Genomic DNA, 16,410 nt, shown 5'->3' with positions numbered 1-16,410 from the left:
CGGAACCGTCGCGGATCAAGCTGCCGTGAGGGTGGTACGGCCGCAACAATGCCAGTGAATGGCTTTGTCGCCTTTTCGGGGCGGACCGTTCGTGCCGCTGAGGACGCACGCTCGTTCTTCACTGCGGGGCGGTCGGTGCGCCGTTCCGGGCGAGCAGGTCGTAGGAGCACTAACCGATGGGCGAGGGGTACGCATGACCGACACCGGCCAGGTCCCGGGCGAGGGACTGCCGGAGAGTGCAGGCACGGTGGAGCAGCCGGGCGTCCCCGCGCCCGGCGCGTACACCTACCTCTCCGAGACCACCGCCGAGGCAGAGGACGAGGACCTGCTGCTGTTGCCGGGTGCTCAGGGCGCCTGGGGCAACGAGGTCCCTCCGCCCGCGCCGGAGCCGGTCCTCGAGACCGTGCACCAGCCGGGCCCGCACGAGATCTCCGGCCGTGACAGCGGCTCGGTCGACCTCGGCGGCGTCCGTCTGCCCGACCCGCCGCCGATCCCGCCCGTCACCCCGCGCCGGCCCCTGCACCTCGGCCCGCCGCTGCCCGACAGCTCCGCCAGCCCGGTCCGCTCCCTCGCCGACCGCGGTCCCGCGGACGCGCCCGTGCGCCAGCCGGCGCCGTCCGCGGCGGGCCCCGAGTACCTCGACGGCCCCCGCGCTCCCGAGACGCCCGCGCAGCCCGCCGCCCCCTGGGGCGTACCGGCCACGCCCCCGGCTCCGGTGAGCGCCGGGGCGGCCCCTGCGGAAACGGTTGTTCCGGCAGCGGGGCCGACGGCAGTGGAACCGGCGGCAGCGGAGTCGGCGGCAGCGGAGTCGGCGGGCACGGCCCAGGCGGTCGCGGCCAGTGTGATGACGGAGACCAGCCACACGGCACCTCCGGTGCCGGCCGAGGCCGGGCAGGCCGCCCACGCCGAGCAGCCCACGGGCGAGCCGGTGGCGTCTGCCGAGGCCGGGCAGGCCCCTGCGGGCGACCCCGCCGGTCAGGGCGTCGTCCCGGCTGAGGGCCAGGCAGCCGCAGCCGAGGCCGGTCAGATTCCCGGGTCCGCCCCCGCGGGTGCGGGCGTCGGCCCGGACGGAGCCCAAGTGGCCGCCGCCGAGCCGGTCCTGCAGGCACCGGGGGCAGACCTCACGGATCCGGGCGTGGCCGCGGCGGAAGAGCGCGTGGCCGTCGCCCAGGCCGGGACCGCGGCCGCCCAGGCAGCCGTCGTACCACCGGCTCCGGAACCTCCGGAACCCGGGCCCGCCGTGGACGGCTCCGTGCCGGGCGGTGAGCCTGCCGGTGTCTCTCCGGAGCCTGTTGTGCCGGACGCCGTCGGCGGGCAGGAGCCCACGGCAACCGCCGAGCAGGCCGCCGCGCCGGCGCCTGCTCCGCAGGCCGGTCAGGTCCCGGAAGCGGTGCCCTTCCCCGAGGCTGCCGCTGCCCCGGAGGCCGCCGTCGTCACCCCGCCCGAGGCCGCCGTCCCGGACGCCGCCGCTCACGCACCCGACGCGGCAGCCCCGGAGGCCGTCGCGCAGGTGCCGGCAGCGGGCGTCGCCCCCGAGGCCGCCGCCCCGGGCCCGGACATGTACACGGCGGCCCCCGAGGCCGTCGTGCCGGAGCAGCAGGTCGCCGCCGAAGAGGCTGCGCCCCAGCCCCCTGCGGCAACTGACGCCGCGTCGGTCGCGCAGGAGCCCGAGGCGACGGCTCCCCAGCCCACCACTCCCGGCCCTGAAGCCCCCGTCCAGATCACCGCCGCCCCGGCCGCCGACCCGGCCGCCCAGGAACCGGCCGCTCCGCCCGCCGACCCGGCCGCCCAGGAAGCACCCGTGCCCGTTCCACCCGCAGAACCTGCCGCCGCCCCTGCCCCGGAACCGGCTGCCGAGCCTGTCGCCACATCCGACCCGGCCCCGGCCGCGGAGACCGTCGCTGCCCCGGCCGCCCCGGCCCCGGTAGCCCAGGCTGCTGCGCCCGCAGACGCCGGCGCCGCCCCCGGCACCGTCACGCCGGAGACCGCCCCGGAGGCCACCGCCCTGGCTCAGCCGACCCCGGAACCGATGCCAACCGAGGCCGTCGCCGCACCCGCTCAGGCATCCGAGGCGCCCTCGGCACCCGCCGAGGCCCCCGCGCCCGCCCCCGAAGCGCCGGTCCCGGCTCAGGTCCCCGAACCGGTCACGGCCGGCCCCGTCGCCGAAGCCGTCGAGCCTGCCCCCGCCCCTCAGGGAGCCGCCCCCGAGACCCCGGCGCCCAGCGAGGACGTCACCGTCGTACTCCCCGCCCCGGCCGCGGAAGAGCAGGCGGAGCAGCCCGGGCACCCCGTGCAGGGTCCGCAGCAGTCCCAGCCGGAGGCACCCGAGACGCTGGAGCCCCCCGCACCCGCGGGCACCGTCCCGGCTCCCCGAGACGGCGACGCCGAACTCGCCCAGAACGCCGACGACCTGGACACCCGGGCCGCCGAACAGGAAGACATCGCCGACCAGGAACGCCGAGAAGAGAGTGCGGCCGCAGTGGCAGAAGCCCGACAGTCCACCGGCCCCGCGGCCCCCGGCTACGACCCCGCCGAGCGCGAGGCCGTCCTGAAGGTCATGCGCGAACGCCGCGACATCCGCAACGGCTTCCGCAGCGACCCCATCCCGCACGAGGTGCTCCTCCGTGTCCTGGAGGCCGCCCACCACGCGCCCTCCGTCGGCCACTCGCAGCCGTGGGACTTCGTCGTCATCCGCTCCGCCGACACCCGGCGCGCGATGCACGAACTGGCCATGCGCCAGCGCGACGCCTACGCGAAGTCCCTCCCCAAGGGCCGGGCCAAGCAGTTCAAGGAACTGAAGATCGAGGCCATCCTCGACACGCCGGTGAACATCGTGGTCACCGCCGACCCGACCCGCGGCGGCCGGCACACCCTCGGCCGCCACACCCAGCCCCAGATGGCCCCGTACTCCGCTGCCCTGGCGGTGGAGAACCTGTGGCTCGCCGCCCGCGCCGAAGGCCTCGGCGTCGGCTGGGTCAGCTTCTTCGACGAGCGCGAGATGGTCCGCGCCCTCGGCCTGCCCGAGCACCTGGAGATCATCGCCTACCTGTGCGTCGGCTACGTCGACGAATTCCCGGACGAGCCCGAGCTGCTGCAGGCCGGCTGGTCCAAGCGCCGCCCGCTGTCCTGGGTCGTGCACGAAGAGACATACGGCCGCCGTGCCCTGCCCGGAGAGGAACCCCACGACCTGCTCGCCGAGACCGTCGCGCAGATCCGCCCGCTGGACGCCAAGGCGCTCGGCGAGGCGTGGGAGCGCCAGAAGCGTATGACCAAGCCGGCCGGTGCGCTGGGCATGCTGGAGATCATCTCCGCGCAGCTGTCGGGCCTGTCCCGCCAGTGCCCGCCGCCCATCCCGGAGCCCGCGGCCGTCGCGATCTTCGCCGGCGACCACGGAGTGCACGCCCAGGGCGTCACCCCCTGGCCGCAGGAGGTCACGGCCCAGATGGTGGCCAACTTCCTCGGCGGCGGGGCCGTGTGCAACGCCTTCGCCACCCAGGTCGGTGCCGAGGTCTGCATCGTGGACGTGGGCGTCGCCGCCGACCTCCCGGCCACCCCGGGCCTGCTGCCCCGCAAGATCCGGGCCGGCACGTCCGACCTGACGACCGGTCCCGCCATGACCCGCGAGGAGGCCAGACAGGCCATCGAGGTCGGCATCGAGACCGCCCGCGACCTGGTCGCCGCCGGCAACAAGGCCCTGCTGACCGGTGAGATGGGCATCGCGAACACCACCGCGTCCGCCGCCCTGATCTCCGTCTTCACGGGCGCGGACCCGGCCGAGGTCACGGGCCGGGGCACCGGCATCAACGACGAGACCCTCGCCCGCAAGACCGAGGTCGTGCGCCGCGCCCTGGAGCTCCACCAGCCGGACCCGGCCGACCCGATCGGCGTGCTCGCCGCGATCGGCGGCTTCGAGCACGCCGCCATCGTCGGCCTCCTCCTCGGCGGCGCCTCCCTGCGTACGCCGGTGATCCTGGACGGCGTCAGCGCCGGCGCCGCCGCCCTGGTCGCCCGCGCGATCGCCCCCGAGGTCCTGGCCGCGTGCATCGCGGGCCACCGCAGCGCCGAGCCGGGGCACGTCGCCGCCCTCAACAAGCTGGGCCTGCGCCCCCTGGTCGACCTCGACCTCCGCCTCGGCGAGGGCACCGGCGCCCTGCTCGCCCTGCCGCTGGTCCAGAGCACGGCCAGGGCCATGCACGAGGTGGCGACGTTCGATTCGGCGGGAGTCACCGAGAAGTAGGCTCCCGCAGCCGACGCGGATGCGTGGGCGGCCGTTCCCGCACGACGGAACGCCCGCCCACGGTCACGCCCCGGCATCGGGCAGGGTGCCCAGCCACTGGACCACCCGCGCCGCCCTTCCTCCTGCCCACTAAAATCCGCACGTCAGGGCATCGAACACCGCCGCAACAGGAGCCGCACCTCATGGCCGAACACCCCGCCTACCCCGTAGGCCTCCGCCTCACCGGCCGTCGCGTGGTCGTCCTCGGCGGCGGCCAGGTCGCCCAGCGCCGCCTCCCGGCCCTGATCGCGGCGGGCGCGGACGTCCTCCTGGTGTCCCCCGAGGCCACCCCCTCGGTCGAGGCCATGGCGGACGCCGGCGAGATCACCTGGCACCGGCGCCCGTACGCGGAGGGCGACCTGGCGGACGCCTGGTACGCCCTCATCGCCACCAGCGACCCCGACGCCAACACCGCCGCCTCGGCCGAAGCCGAGCGCCACCGCGTCTGGTGCGTCCGCTCCGACGACGCCGACCGGGCCACCGCCTGGACCCCGGCCACCGGCCACAGCGAGGGCGTCACGGTCGCCGTCCTCACCACCGACGCCAAGGGACGCGACCCCCGCCACACCGCCGCCATCCGCGACGCGGTCGTCGAGGGCCTGCGCGACGGCACGCTCGTCGCCCCGCATCACCGCACCCGCACCCCGGGCGTCGCCCTGGTCGGGGGCGGTCCCGGCGACCCGGACCTGATCACCGTGCGCGGCCGCCGTCTGCTCGCCGAGGCCGACGTGGTCATCACCGACCACCTCGGCCCGCGCGACCTGCTCGCGGAACTGTCCCCGGGCGTCGAGGTGATCGACGCGGCGAAGCTGCCCTTCGGCAGGTTCATGGCCCAGGAGGCCATCAACGACGCCCTGATCGAGCACGCCCGCAAGGGCAAGTCGGTCGTCCGGCTCAAGGGCGGCGACCCCTTCGTCTACGGTCGCGGCATGGAGGAGGTCCAGGCCCTGGCCGAGGCCGGCATCCCGTGCACGGTCGTGCCCGGGATCTCCAGCTCCATCTCGGTCCCGGGCGCCGCCGGCATCCCGGTGACCCACCGGGGCGTCGCCCACGAGTTCACCGTGGTCAGCGGCCACATCGCCCCCGACGATGAGCGCTCCCTGGTCGACTGGCCCTCCCTGGCCAAGCTGACCGGCACGCTGGTGATCCTCATGGGCGTCAGCACGATCGGCAAGGTCGCCGAGACGCTCATCGCCCACGGCAAGTCCCCGGACGCACCCGTCGCCCTGGTCCAGGAAGGCACGACGGCCGGCCAGCGCCGCGTCGACGCCACTCTCGCGACGGTCGCGGAGACCGTGCGGACCGAGGACGTGAAGCCCCCGGCGGTCATCGTCATCGGCGAGGTCGTGACGGTCGGCCCCGCGGCCCCCGCGCCCCGTAAGTAACCCCGGGTAACACAACCCGTACCGAGCCGTTGGCACCGCACCCAGGACAAGGCAGTATCACCCTGTGGCCGATCTCATCACCGTCGAGGATCCCGACGACCCGCGTCTGCGCGACTACACCGGCCTGACCGACGTGGAGCTGCGCCGCAAGCGCGAACCCGCCGAGGGCCTGTTCATCGCCGAGGGCGAGAAGGTCATCCGAAGGGCCAAGGAGGCCGGCTACGAGATGCGGTCCATGCTGCTCTCGGCCAAGTGGGTCGATGTCATGCGCGACGTCATCGACGAACTCCCCGCCCCGGTCTACGCCGTCAGCCCGGAGCTCGCCGAGCAGGTCACCGGCTACCACGTGCACCGCGGCGCGCTCGCCTCCATGCAGCGCAAGCCCCTGCCCACCGCCGCCGACCTCCTGCGGACCGCCCGCCGGGTCGTCATCATGGAGTCGGTCAACGACCACACCAACATCGGCGCGATCTTCCGCTCGGCCGCGGCCCTCGGCATGGACGCCGTCCTGCTCTCCCCGGACTGCGCCGACCCCCTCTACCGCCGCAGCGTGAAGGTCTCCATGGGCGCGGTCTTCTCCGTCCCCTACGCCCGCCTGGACACCTGGCCCAAGGGCCTGGAGTCGGTCCGCGAGGCGGGCTTCACCCTCCTCGCCCTCACCCCCGACGAGAAGGCCCGGCCCCTCGACGAGGCCGCCCCGCACACCATGGACCGCGTCGCCCTGATGCTCGGCGCGGAGGGCGACGGCCTGTCCACCCAGGCCCTGGTCGCCGCCGACGAATGGGTCCGCATCCCGATGTCCCACGGCGTCGACTCCCTCAACGTCGGCGCGGCGGCGGCCGTCGCCTTCTACGCCGTCGCCACCGGCCGGCCCCAGGTCTAGGGGGCGTCGTGGAGCAGCGCGAGGCCGTCGTCGCCGTGCTCCTGCGCGGTGAGCGCCTGCTCGCGATCCGGCGCGGCCCCGGGGTCGTCCGCCCCGGCTACTGGCAGCCGCTCAGCGGCAAGGTCGAGCCGGGCGAGACCCAGGAGCAGGCGGTCGTCCGGGAGGTCCGCGAGGAGGTCGGCCTCACCGTCGTACCGGAGGCGAAGGTCTGGGAGTCGGAGACCGACGACCACCGCTTCCGGCTCCACTGGTGGACCGCCCGCGCCGAGACGGGCGAGGTGGTCCCCGACCCGCACGAGGTCGCCGAGACCCGCTGGGTCACCCCGCGGGAGTTCCTGGCCCTGGACCCGGTCTTCGCCGGCGACCGGGAGTTCTTCGAGCGGATCCTGCCGGAGCTCTGATACCCGCCGGGCGGCGGGCCGTCGTCACACGGCTAGAAGTCCCGGGGGTGCTCGTACTGCTGGACGCGGTCCTGCCGGACCCCGCCCCCGTCGCCGCCGAGCCCCCGCGCCGGGCCCTGGCAGCCCTGCACCAGGGCGATACCGACCGCCACCAGCAGCGTCACGACGACGAACACGAACAGCCGCTGCCGCAGCAACCGCGGGTTGGCGGGCCGCAGCCCGGTGCCCGTGCCCCGGGACGCCGGACGCCCGGTGCCGCTGTGCGGGGCGGGCCGGCTGCCGCTGCCCGACCGCGTCCCGTTGCGCCCGGTGGGCGTCGGCCGCGACCCGGACCGCGACGAGGTGCCGCCGCGCGAGGCAGCGGGACCGCGCACCGGAGTCCTGCCGCGGCTTCCGCCGCCCGTCGACCGGTTCCCGGCGCCGCCCGGCCGGGCTCCGCCGCGCGCACCGGTCCCGCTCTGGGAGGCCGGGCCGTCCGGCGACGGGTGGCCGTCCCGCGAGGGAGCCGACCCCCGCGGCGGGGGTGTGCCCCGGCCCCGCTGCGCCCCGGAGGTCCCGGCACCCTGCTGTCCCTGCGGACGCCGGGTGCGCTCGGGGTAGGTGTCGGCGAGCCGATCGGTCTCGGCACCGCGGGGCGAGGGAGGCCGGACACCGGCGAGGTCCTGGGACTCCCGGGCCGCGATCTCCTTGAGCCGCAACGACAGTTGGAGCGTGCTGGGCCGCTCCTCGGGGTCCTTCGCCAAGCACGCCCGGACGAGCGGGGCCAGCGCGTCGGGCACGCCGTGCAGCTGCGGCTCCTCGTGCACCACGCGGTAGAGCATCACCTCGGAACTGCCGTGCCCGAAGGGCGAGTCGCCCATCGAGGAGTACGCGAGCGTGGCACCGAGCGAGAACACGTCCGTGGCCGGTGTGACGGCCGCCCCGCGCACCTGCTCCGGCGCGAGGAAGCCGGGGGAGCCGACCGCCGTGCCGACGTGGGTGAGCGTCGAGGCGCCGGTGGCCCAGGCGATGCCGAAGTCGATGATCCGCGGCCCCTTCGGGGACAGCAGGATGTTGGACGGCTTCAGGTCCCGGTGCACCACCCCGGCCTCGTGCACCGCGACCAGGCCCTCCGACAGGGCGGCACCGACGGCCGCGACGTCGGCCGCGCCCAGCGGGCCCTCGGCCGCGACCTTGTCGTGCAGGGAGGGTCCGGGCACGTACTGCGTGGCGAACCAGGGCCGGTCCGCGTCGAGGTCGGCGGCCACCAGCCGGGCCGTGCAGCCGCCGCGGATCCGCCGCGCCGCCGACACCTCACGGGCGAACCGCGACCGGAACTCCTGATCCTCCGCCAGGTCGGGCCGGATGACCTTGAGTGCGACCCGCTGCCCCTTCTTGTCGGAGCCCAGGTAGACCACGCCCATCCCGCCCGCGCCGAGCCGTCTGTGAAGCTTGAACGAGCCGACGACGCGCGGGTCCTCGCGCCTCAGGCGCATCATCGCCATGTTCATCCCCGCTGCCCGGTCATGTGACGAGCCACAGCTTACGTTTCCACGGCCGCCCGCGCGCAGAGGCCGCGCCCTCTCAGGGTGATGGATTGTCAGTGGTGGGTGGGAGACTTGAAAGGTGGTCAGGGAGGGCGCGAAGAGGCGGACTTCGCGTGGAGAGTGATCCCAACCACCCGTCGCAGAAGGGGGATTGGTCCTGTGAAGGGTGATCGCGTGGAGATAGTCGTGGACGCGGGGGACACGACGCGCACATACGAGGTGGTGGCGAGCAGGGCGGGCCGCAGGGTGGAGACGGCGGTACGCCGAGGTGTCGTGGAAGTGAGCGAAGTCACCCGTAGCGGGACGGTCGTACGTACCGCCCGCTTCATGGCGAATCGGGTGCTGGCCCTGGTGGAGCAGCCGGTTCCGCGAGAGGACGGCTCGGACAAAGAGGGGTGATCCGGTCGCCCCCTCGGGGAAGACCCTGAGACCCGCGTCCCCGTCTCCAACCAGGGGAGTACATCGCAGGTGGCGGCTCATCCTCCGGGAGGCCCGGCAATCGGTACGAGGGCATGACGCCTGGAGAGGGCCGGACACCTAGATTTGAGGTCAAGCGGCGGGTGCAGCACTCGTCCCCCGAGGTCAGACGCCCGCCGCTGCCAACGACAACCGACAGAGGTCAGGAGAGGGACCATGGCCCAGACGGCTCCGCGGACGCTGCTCCGCGAGGAGGGACGCAAGGTGTACGCCGCCGCGTTCCGCCCCCGCCGTCAGGGCCGTCGCCACCCGCTGGTGGCGACGCTGATGGCCCTTCCCCTGGCGGTCCTGCTCCTCCTCGTCTTCGACGGGTGGGAGACAGTGGCCACACAGGCGTCGTCCGTGGGCGAGATGCTGGGGCGCTGAGCGGCGACCCCAGGCCCGGAAGAGCGGTCCGGGCGGGGACATCCCGACCATGAAACCCCGTGGGGACGGGGGTGCGGCGGACGGCACAAATGCCGGCGCAGCTGGGGAGCTGCGCCGGCATTGCTTTTGCCCCCCCGGCGCGGAGCACCCGGAACGGACACGCCCCCCTCCAGCGGGTCCCGTCGGCGCGTACTCTCACCCGGTGAACTCCGTCCCCGGCCCGCTGCTGGCCGGTCTCACCGCCAGGGCCCGAGCCGCCGCCCATGCCCGCTCACCGGTCTGCCCCTGCGGCGCGGCCACGCTCGCGGACCGCCCGGACGGCACCGTCGTACGCCACGCGGACACCGTCGCGAAGGCCCACCCCCTGGACACGACCCCCGCCGAGCTCACGAGCCGCCTCACCCTCGCCGCCCGGCACCCCGACATCCTCCTGCCCCCACTGGACCCAGCCCCGGTCGACCTGCACGGCCGCCTGGTGACGTTCTGGCCGTACGGCACCCCCGTGGATCCCGACGACCCGGACGCCGCACCCTGGGAAGCCGCCGCCGCACTCCTCGCCCGCCTCCACCGCACCCCGGCTCCGGAGGGCCTGCCCGTCATGCGCGGCCCCGCCAAAGCGGCCCGGGCCGTCGCCCGGCTCCGCGAGGCCGGCCCGCACCCCGCGGCCGCGCCCGTCCTGCGCGCCTGGGCCACGCTCCCGCCCTGGGCCCGGGCCGAGGCCCCGATGCCGCACACCGGCACCCTCTGCCACGGCGACCTCCACCTCGGCCAGCTCGTACGACACCCCGCCGACGGGCCGTGGCTGCTGATCGACGTGGACGACGTCGGCGTCGGCGTCCCCGCCTGGGACCTCGCCCGCCCCGCCGCCTGGTACGCCTGCGGCCTGCTCCCGCCCGGCGAGTGGGACCGGTTCCTCACCGCCTATCGGGAGGCCGGCGGTCCCGCCGTGCCCGCCGAGGGCGACCCCTGGCCCGCCCTCGACGTCCCCGCCCGCGCCCTCACCGCCCAGACCGCGGCCCGGGCCGTGGCCAAGGCCGTCGCGGCCGGCCGCCCGCTGGACGAGGTGGAGCAGTCGGTCGTGGACGCCTGTGACCGAATGGCTACCGTCCCGCCCCAGTTGGTGCAGGAGCACGCGAAGTAGGGTGCAACCGAGCACAGCGGGACAGAGTCTGTCCTGGCGAGATGTGAAGCAGGACCGACCGGCGAGGAGTTGAACGACCATGCAGTGTCCGAAGTGCCGTGCGCCGATGCACACGTACAACCGCAACGGTGTCCAGATCGAGCAGTGCAGCGGGTGCCGCGGGATCTTTCTCGACTACGGCGAGCTGGAGTCGCTGACCCGTCTGGAGGCCCAGTGGTCCCAGGCCGCCCCGCCGCCTCCGCCCGCCCCGCAGGCCTACCCCGCCCCTCCGGCCCCCGCCTGGGGTGCCCCGCACGGCGGGCATGGACATCACGGCCACCACGGTCACCACCGCAACAAGAGCTTCGGTCGCATGTTGTTCTCGTCCTGAGCCGTGACATCACAGAAGCCCCCGGCCGCGAACGGCCGGGGGCTCCTTGTGATGTGGACGATACTGGGATTGAACCAGTGACCTCTTCCGTGTCAGGGAAGCGCTCTCCCGCTGAGCTAATCGTCCTCGGGACCATGACCACAGCATGCAGCGGATCATGGGCACTGCGTGCGCGATACTGGGATTGAACCAGTGACCTCTTCCGTGTCAGGGAAGCGCTCTCCCGCTGAGCTAATCGCGCGGGTTGGGATCTCGGGAGATCCAGTGGACGATACTGGGATTGAACCAGTGACCTCTTCCGTGTCAGGGAAGCGCTCTCCCGCTGAGCTAATCGTCCTTGGAGGTGGAGACGGGATTTGAACCCGTGTAGACGGCTTTGCAGGCCGTTGCCTCGCCTCTCGGCCACTCCACCAGGAGTGTAGGGGGCCGGGAGCCCCCTCTTCCTTCGAGCGGACGACGAGGTTCGAACTCGCGACCTCAACCTTGGCAAGGTTGCGCTCTACCAACTGAGCTACGTCCGCCTGTCGTTTCGGTCCGCCCTCGCGGCCCGGCGACGTGTTGAACTCTAGCGGATTCCGGGGCCAGTACAAAAACGCGTTTGTGCAGCGTGCTGCGCTTCCCCTGCTCAGGGAGGTCACAAGGCCGCCCGGGAGGACATCCCCGGTCACCCGCGGGGCCCCCGCCATAGACTCGATGCGTGCTCGACCTCCCTCCTCTCGCCCGCTTCGGCGACCGCCTCGCCACCGGGCTCCTCGACGTCACCGATGATCCCGAGGCCCTGGAGTCCAGCGGCTTCTGGGCCGTCTGTGCCGACTTCGAGGGCCGTCTGACCTGCGCCCGCTTCGCGGAGGTCCGGACGGCGGACGTGCCGGCTCCCGTGCCCGGCGCATGGCGCGCACCGGCCGCCGGTGACTGGACGTCCTCGCTCGATCGCGCCGCGTACACGGCCGCTGTGCGGCGGATCCGCGACCACATCGCGGCCGGCGAGGTCTACCAGGCGAACCTGTGCCGGGTGCTGTCCGCGCCCGTCCCGCCCGGCGCCGACGTGGACGCCCTCACCGCCCTGCTGGCCCGCGGCAACCCGGCGCCCTATGCAGGAACGATCCGCCTGCCTGGGCACGGCGTCGAGATCGCCACCGCGTCCCCGGAACTCTTCCTGCGGCGCGACGGCCGGGTCGTCGAGTCCGGGCCGATCAAGGGCACCGGCCGGACCGAGGCGGACCTGCTGGAGAAGGACTTCGCCGAGAACGTGATGATCGTGGACCTGGTCCGCAACGACATCGGACGGGTGTGCGCCACGGGCAGTGTGACGGTGCCCGACCTGTGTGCCGTCGAGAAACACCCCGGGCTGGTCCATCTCGTCTCGACGGTCCGCGGCGAGCTGGCGGACGGGACCGGCTGGGCCGAGCTGCTCGGCGCCGCCTTCCCGCCCGGCTCGGTCACGGGCGCGCCCAAGTCCAGCGCCCTGCGGATCATCGACGCGCTGGAGACGGCGCCCAGGGGGCCGTATTGCGGCGGTATCGGCTGGGTCGACGCCGACCGGGGAACCGGAGAGCTGGCCGTCGGGATCCGCACCTTCTGGATCGACCGGGCGGACGGCGTGCTGCGCTTCGGCACCGGCGCCGGCATCACCTGGGGCTCCGATCCCGAGGGGGAGTGGCGGGAGACCGAGCTCAAGGCGGCCCGGCTGCTCGCGATAGCGTCGGGAGTGTACGAGCTGAGTGGGGAGGACCTGACGTGAAGATCTGGCTCGACGGCGGGCTGCAGGACACCGAGTCCGCCCGCGTCTCCGTCTTCGACCACGGGCTGACCGTGGGCGACGGCATCTTCGAGACGGTCAAGGCCGTGGCCGGCCGGCCGTTCGCGCTCACCCGGCACCTCGACCGGCTGACCCGCTCCGCGCGCGGCCTCGGCCTGCCGGACCCGGACCACGACGAGGTGCGCCGCGCCTGCGCCGCCGTCCTCGACGCCAACCCCGTCCCTCTCGGCCGCCTCCGCATCACCTACACCGGCGGCGACGGCCCCCTCGGATCCGACCGGGGCGAGCACGGCCCGACCCTCGTCGTCGCCCTCGGCGAGACGACCCGCCGCCCCGACTCCACCGCCGTGATCACGGTCCCCTGGACCCGCAACGAGCGCGGCGCGCTCACCGGCCTCAAGACCACTTCGTACGCCGAGAACGTCGTCGCCCTCGCCCGGGCCCGTGAACAGGGCGCGTCCGAAGCCCTGTTCGGCAACACGGTGGGGCAGCTGTGCGAGGGCACCGGGTCGAACGTCTTCGTCGTCCTCGACGGCGAGATCCACACACCGCCGCTCGCCTCCGGCTGCCTCGCGGGCATCACCCGGGCGCTCGCGGCCGAATGGACGGGCGCCAAGGAGACCGACCTGCCGCTGGACGTCCTGGAGCGGGCCGACGAGGTCTTCCTGACATCCACCCTGCGGGACGTGCAGGCCGTGCACCGCGTCGACGGCCGTGAGCTGCCGGGCGCGCCCGGCCCGGTGACCGCCAAGGCCATGCGGATCTTCGAGGAGCGCTCCGGGCACGACCTCGACCCCTGACAGTCCCGGCAAATTCGGCTGACCGGGACCGTGGTTGCGGGTAGAACACCCCTGATGACCACGACCCTGCGGCCGACCGAGCCGCTTCAGCAGAACGCCGACGGGACGCGCTCACGCCGCTACCAGGTATGTGTGAACAGCCGTCCCGTGGGGGTGATACGCCTCGACACGCACCCCGTGTTCGGCACCACGGTGGCCCGGATCACGAAGCTGCGCATCGACGAAGCCGACCGCAGACGGGGCCGGGGCACGGTTGCCGCGCTCGCCGCTGAGGAGGTGGCGCGCGGCTGGGGGTGCCACCGCATCGAGGCGGTGGTCCCCGCCACGTCCGAGGCGGGACTCCGGCTCGCCACGGCGCTCGGCTACGTCGTCCGCAACCGCGGCCTGGAGAAGCAGCTCGGCGACACCCCGCCGGAGCTGCCGGAGGGCAGCCGCGCCCGGCCCATGACCGAGGCGGAGTTCGGCCCCTGGCTGGAGAAGGGCCGGGAGGACTACGCGCGCAGCTGGATCGAGCGGGGCGTCCCGGAGGCCGAGGCCCGGGTCAAGTCGGAGCGCGACCACGCGACCCTGCTGCCCGACGGTCTCGCCACCCCGGGCACGCTCATCAGCGTCGTGGAACACCTGGGGACGCCCGTGGGAACGCTGTGGCTCGCGGTGCGCGAGAGCAGCGCGTTCGTCTTCGACGTCGAGACCGACGCCGCCCACCGGGGGCAGGGCCACGGCCGCACCCTGATGCTGCTGGCCGAGGCCCAGACCATCGCCGAGGGCAGGCGGATCCTCGGCCTCAACGTCTTCGCGGGCAACACCCCGGCCGAACGGCTCTACGCCTCACTCGGCTACGAGACCGAGCGGTACGCCCTGTACAAGCCGCTGCTGTAGCGGCCCGGGAGCCGGAGCCGGGTGAGGGCGATCAGTGCTCCTGCCCGGCCAGCAGCCGGTCCGCGATCTCCTCGATGCGCTCGCGCAGCCCCTCCTGGCTCTTGCCGCCGTCGAGCCGCTCCCCGCCGATGACGTACGTCGGGGTGCCGGTCACACCGATCGCCTTGCCCTCGGCCTGGTCGGCGTCCACGATCAGGATGTGCCGGCCGTCGATCAGCGCCGTGTCGAACTCCTCGGCGTCCAGGTCCAGTTCGCGGGCCACCTCGACCAGGAAGGGTTCTCCCTTACGGGCCAGCTCCTCGACCCGCCCCAGCAGGGCCTCCGTGTACGGCCATCCCCGGCCCTGCTCCCACGCCTCCTCCGCGGCCTGCGCGGCGGCGAAGGCGTACTTGTTCTTCTCCAGCGGGAAGTGCCGCAGCCGCAGCTCCAGGCGGTCGCCGTAGCGGGCGCGCAGGGCATGGAGATCGTCCAGCGCGGTACGGCAGTCCGGGCACTGGAGGTCGCACCAGATCTCCAGGACGGGGGCGGCGGAACGGTCGGAGGAGGAGTCGCTCATGCCGACAGTCTCCCAGCAGCCGAGGGCGGAGGCGCAGCCCGCACCGGCACCCGCGGAGGAGGCGACCCGGAGATGTCCCTGATGTCGGGCCGGAACATGGCCCACCGGGGTGCGGCGGGTGCAGGATGGAAGGGACGAAGGGCCCCGACCCGACCGCGCCACGCCTGGAGGACCGGATGATTGCCGAGACCGTCTGCTCCGCCGTGTCCGCGGCTGGCCTGGGCATTGCGATCGTCACGGCGTACCGCAAGCGCTACCTCGCCGCCGTCCGTGTCGCGGCCTACTCCCTCGTCCCGATCGGCCTCGTGATGACGGGGGTCGTCGAGTGGCTGGCCGACACCGCGTTCAGTCCGACGGCCTGGGCCGGGTTCGGGGTGCTCGGCCTCGCATGGGTGCTCTTCATGACCACACGAGCCGTGGAGCGCCGCCGCGGCGGCACCCGCAAGGAGCGCAGGGCGGCCGCCCGCGCCGCCGACCGGCCCGACACGGTGGCCCCCGCCGCCTCGGCGCCTTCCCTGGGCCAGGGCGCCCGGCCGGCGGCCAAGCCGGCGCAGGCGCCCCGCGACGACGACTTCAGCGACATCGAGGCCATCCTCAAGAAGCACGGCATATGACGGCCCGCCCGGGGCCGATCGTCACAGTGGGTCCGCCGGTGCGCGGAAATGATCACAACCCGAACCGGACCAGGCGGAATAGGTGCACTCCCGCACGGAACGAGGCCGCTGATCGCGCCCGATGGGGCGACTGCGTCATCATCGGCGCGAGATGCTGGACACGACGAAACAGAGCGACCCCGCACCGCCGCAGGACGAGCCACATCCCCGGCAGGACGAGCCACGTGGTTGCCTCTTCGCCCTCTCTCAGCCACCGCTGATGATCTTCCTGGCGGTGATCGGGAGTCTGCTGCTCATGGCCTCGTTGCACGATCTGCTGCTGCTGTGAGCCTCACCCGCGGTGCCCGGCGCCACCCGCCGGGACCGCGTCGGCATCGACATCCTTCCCGGCGTGCGCCCCGGCGCCGGGTGTCAGCCCGCCGCCTCCTTGCGGCGCGCCCGGTACGCGGCCACGTGCAGGCGGTTTCCGCAGGTGCGGCTGTCGCAGTACCGCCGCGAGCGGTTGCGGGACAGGTCGACGAAGGCGCGCCGGCAGTCCGGTGCCTCGCACCGCCGCAGCCGCTCCTGCTCCCCGGCGACCACGAAGAACGCCAGCGCCATCCCGCAGTCGGCGGCCAGATGATCGGCGACGGAGGCACCGGGCGCGAAGTAGTGCACATGCCAGTCGTAGCCGTCGTGGTCCGTGAGCCGGGGCGTGGTGCCGGCCGCCGCGACCAGCTCGTTGATCTGCCCGGCCGCGGCCCGGGCGTCCGGGGCGGCGAAGACGGCGGCGAAGCGTCCGCGGATCTTGCGCACCGCCGAAAGGTCGAAGTCCGAGAGCACCCCGACATCGCTGATCTCGTGGTTCCGCACGAAGTCCGCGAGGGTCGCCACGTCCGGCAGCCCGTCCGGCGCCGTGTCGTCCTCCGGTGCGGTGTTCACCAGATCGACCACGGTGTCGAGGGCGCACCGGGTGTCGTGGGTGATCAGCACGATTC

Annotated in this window: 16 protein-coding genes and 5 tRNA genes; 13 read left to right on the top strand and 8 right to left on the bottom strand. The window is 73.9% G+C overall.

Annotated elements, in window-relative coordinates:
* Positions 1 to 193 precede the first annotated feature (193 nt).
* The 4 genes from cobT (at position 194) to HNR57_RS21245 (ending at position 6,945) form a co-directional block, all read left to right on the top strand.
* Positions 194 to 4,237 (top strand): nicotinate-nucleotide--dimethylbenzimidazole phosphoribosyltransferase, encoded by a 4,044-nt coding sequence (gene cobT / locus HNR57_RS21260; protein ID WP_184561707.1) that lies wholly within the window; start codon positions 194 to 196, stop codon positions 4,235 to 4,237.
* A gap of 182 nt (positions 4,238 to 4,419) precedes the next feature.
* Positions 4,420 to 5,661, top strand: a complete 1,242-nt coding sequence (gene cobA / locus HNR57_RS21255) for a uroporphyrinogen-III C-methyltransferase (RefSeq protein ID WP_184561706.1) — start codon at positions 4,420 to 4,422, stop codon at positions 5,659 to 5,661.
* 64 nt (positions 5,662 to 5,725) lie between these two features.
* On the top strand, positions 5,726 to 6,544 hold the full coding sequence (locus HNR57_RS21250; RefSeq protein ID WP_033309607.1) for a TrmH family RNA methyltransferase: 819 nt from the start codon (positions 5,726 to 5,728) through the stop codon (positions 6,542 to 6,544).
* A gap of 8 nt (positions 6,545 to 6,552) precedes the next feature.
* Positions 6,553 to 6,945: an NUDIX domain-containing protein gene (locus tag HNR57_RS21245; RefSeq protein WP_184561704.1), complete on the top strand. Its 393-nt coding sequence runs from the start codon at positions 6,553 to 6,555 to the stop codon at positions 6,943 to 6,945.
* 32 nt (positions 6,946 to 6,977) lie between these two features.
* Here HNR57_RS21245 and HNR57_RS21240 read toward each other — a convergent pair whose 3' ends face one another.
* A complete protein-coding gene (locus HNR57_RS21240) occupies positions 6,978 to 8,435 on the bottom strand; it encodes a serine/threonine-protein kinase (RefSeq protein ID WP_184561702.1) in 1,458 nt (485 codons plus the stop codon).
* 195 nt (positions 8,436 to 8,630) lie between these two features.
* Here HNR57_RS21240 and HNR57_RS21235 point away from each other — a divergent pair, with 195 nt between their 5' ends.
* The 4 genes from HNR57_RS21235 (at position 8,631) to HNR57_RS21220 (ending at position 10,825) form a co-directional block, all read left to right on the top strand.
* Entirely contained in the window at positions 8,631 to 8,870 is a 240-nt protein-coding gene (locus tag HNR57_RS21235) for a DUF8836 family protein (protein WP_184561700.1), read from the top strand.
* Between the two features lie 234 nt (positions 8,871 to 9,104).
* Complete coding sequence (locus HNR57_RS21230) at positions 9,105 to 9,314, top strand: hypothetical protein (RefSeq protein WP_033309611.1); 210 nt, start codon at positions 9,105 to 9,107, stop codon at positions 9,312 to 9,314.
* A gap of 202 nt (positions 9,315 to 9,516) precedes the next feature.
* Complete coding sequence (locus HNR57_RS21225; RefSeq protein ID WP_313674266.1) at positions 9,517 to 10,455, top strand: phosphotransferase family protein; 939 nt, start codon at positions 9,517 to 9,519, stop codon at positions 10,453 to 10,455.
* A gap of 79 nt (positions 10,456 to 10,534) precedes the next feature.
* Positions 10,535 to 10,825 (top strand): TFIIB-type zinc ribbon-containing protein, encoded by a 291-nt coding sequence (locus HNR57_RS21220; RefSeq protein ID WP_079128894.1) that lies wholly within the window; start codon positions 10,535 to 10,537, stop codon positions 10,823 to 10,825.
* A gap of 54 nt (positions 10,826 to 10,879) precedes the next feature.
* Here HNR57_RS21220 and HNR57_RS21215 read toward each other — a convergent pair.
* The 5 genes from HNR57_RS21215 to HNR57_RS21195 form a co-directional block, all read right to left on the bottom strand.
* Positions 10,880 to 10,951 (bottom strand) — tRNA-Val (locus HNR57_RS21215).
* A 43-nt stretch (positions 10,952 to 10,994) separates the two neighbouring features.
* A tRNA-Val gene (locus tag HNR57_RS21210) sits at positions 10,995 to 11,066 on the bottom strand.
* Between the two features lie 24 nt (positions 11,067 to 11,090).
* Positions 11,091 to 11,162, bottom strand: a tRNA-Val gene (locus HNR57_RS21205).
* A 1-nt stretch (position 11,163) separates the two neighbouring features.
* A tRNA-Cys gene (locus tag HNR57_RS21200) sits at positions 11,164 to 11,237 on the bottom strand.
* A gap of 36 nt (positions 11,238 to 11,273) precedes the next feature.
* Positions 11,274 to 11,346: transfer RNA gene (locus HNR57_RS21195), tRNA-Gly, on the bottom strand.
* 176 nt (positions 11,347 to 11,522) lie between these two features.
* Between HNR57_RS21195 and HNR57_RS21190 the strand changes: the two genes are divergently transcribed.
* Genes HNR57_RS21190 through HNR57_RS21180 form a run of 3 tightly spaced genes read left to right on the top strand, consistent with a single transcriptional unit; the run spans position 11,523 to position 14,263 of the window.
* A complete protein-coding gene (locus HNR57_RS21190; RefSeq protein ID WP_184561696.1) occupies positions 11,523 to 12,566 on the top strand; it encodes a chorismate-binding protein in 1,044 nt (347 codons plus the stop codon).
* Entirely contained in the window at positions 12,563 to 13,384 is an 822-nt protein-coding gene (locus HNR57_RS21185; protein ID WP_184561694.1) for an aminotransferase class IV, read from the top strand. The genes HNR57_RS21190 and HNR57_RS21185 overlap by 4 nt, the downstream gene beginning before the upstream one ends.
* Before the next feature lie 54 nt (positions 13,385 to 13,438).
* The gene (locus tag HNR57_RS21180) at positions 13,439 to 14,263 is read left to right on the top strand and encodes a GNAT family N-acetyltransferase (RefSeq protein ID WP_184561692.1); all 825 of its coding nucleotides are present in this window, start codon (positions 13,439 to 13,441) and stop codon (positions 14,261 to 14,263) included.
* A gap of 31 nt (positions 14,264 to 14,294) precedes the next feature.
* On the opposite strand, the gene HNR57_RS21175 is transcribed toward HNR57_RS21180, so the two are convergent.
* Positions 14,295 to 14,819: a DsbA family protein gene (locus HNR57_RS21175; protein WP_184561690.1), complete on the bottom strand. Its 525-nt coding sequence runs from the start codon at positions 14,817 to 14,819 to the stop codon at positions 14,295 to 14,297.
* A 176-nt stretch (positions 14,820 to 14,995) separates the two neighbouring features.
* On the opposite strand from HNR57_RS21175, the gene HNR57_RS21170 reads away from it, so the two are divergent.
* A complete protein-coding gene (locus HNR57_RS21170) occupies positions 14,996 to 15,433 on the top strand; it encodes a hypothetical protein (protein WP_184561688.1) in 438 nt (145 codons plus the stop codon).
* A 151-nt stretch (positions 15,434 to 15,584) separates the two neighbouring features.
* Complete coding sequence (locus HNR57_RS21165) at positions 15,585 to 15,761, top strand: hypothetical protein (protein ID WP_167345902.1); 177 nt, start codon at positions 15,585 to 15,587, stop codon at positions 15,759 to 15,761.
* An 83-nt stretch (positions 15,762 to 15,844) separates the two neighbouring features.
* On the opposite strand, the gene HNR57_RS21160 is transcribed toward HNR57_RS21165, so the two are convergent.
* Positions 15,845 to 16,405 (bottom strand): CGNR zinc finger domain-containing protein, encoded by a 561-nt coding sequence (locus HNR57_RS21160; protein ID WP_184561686.1) that lies wholly within the window; start codon positions 16,403 to 16,405, stop codon positions 15,845 to 15,847.
* Positions 16,406 to 16,410 lie beyond the last annotated feature (5 nt).

Origin of the sequence: Streptomyces paradoxus, from assembly GCF_014202475.1 — a bacterium.
In the GTDB taxonomy this organism is placed as follows: Bacteria; Actinomycetota; Actinomycetes; order Streptomycetales; family Streptomycetaceae; genus Streptomyces; species Streptomyces paradoxus.
Note: the sequence above shows the minus strand (reverse complement) of the source record. Positions and strands in the feature narration are given on the sequence as shown.

Excerpts from the sequence above, each read along its gene's own strand:
- cobT (WP_184561707.1), top strand. The coding sequence starts at position 194 with ATGACCGACACCGGCCAGGTCCCGGGCGAGGGACTGCCGGAGAGTGCA.
- cobA (WP_184561706.1), top strand. The coding sequence starts at position 4,420 with ATGGCCGAACACCCCGCCTACCCCGTAGGCCTCCGCCTCACCGGCCGT.
- HNR57_RS21240 (WP_184561702.1), bottom strand. The coding sequence starts at position 8,435 with ATGAACATGGCGATGATGCGCCTGAGGCGCGAGGACCCGCGCGTCGTC.
- HNR57_RS21230 (WP_033309611.1), top strand. The coding sequence starts at position 9,105 with ATGGCCCAGACGGCTCCGCGGACGCTGCTCCGCGAGGAGGGACGCAAG.
- HNR57_RS21220 (WP_079128894.1), top strand. The coding sequence starts at position 10,535 with ATGCAGTGTCCGAAGTGCCGTGCGCCGATGCACACGTACAACCGCAAC.
- HNR57_RS21180 (WP_184561692.1), top strand. The coding sequence starts at position 13,439 with ATGACCACGACCCTGCGGCCGACCGAGCCGCTTCAGCAGAACGCCGAC.
- HNR57_RS21175 (WP_184561690.1), bottom strand. The coding sequence starts at position 14,819 with ATGAGCGACTCCTCCTCCGACCGTTCCGCCGCCCCCGTCCTGGAGATC.
- HNR57_RS21170 (WP_184561688.1), top strand. The coding sequence starts at position 14,996 with ATGATTGCCGAGACCGTCTGCTCCGCCGTGTCCGCGGCTGGCCTGGGC.
- HNR57_RS21165 (WP_167345902.1), top strand. The coding sequence starts at position 15,585 with ATGCTGGACACGACGAAACAGAGCGACCCCGCACCGCCGCAGGACGAG.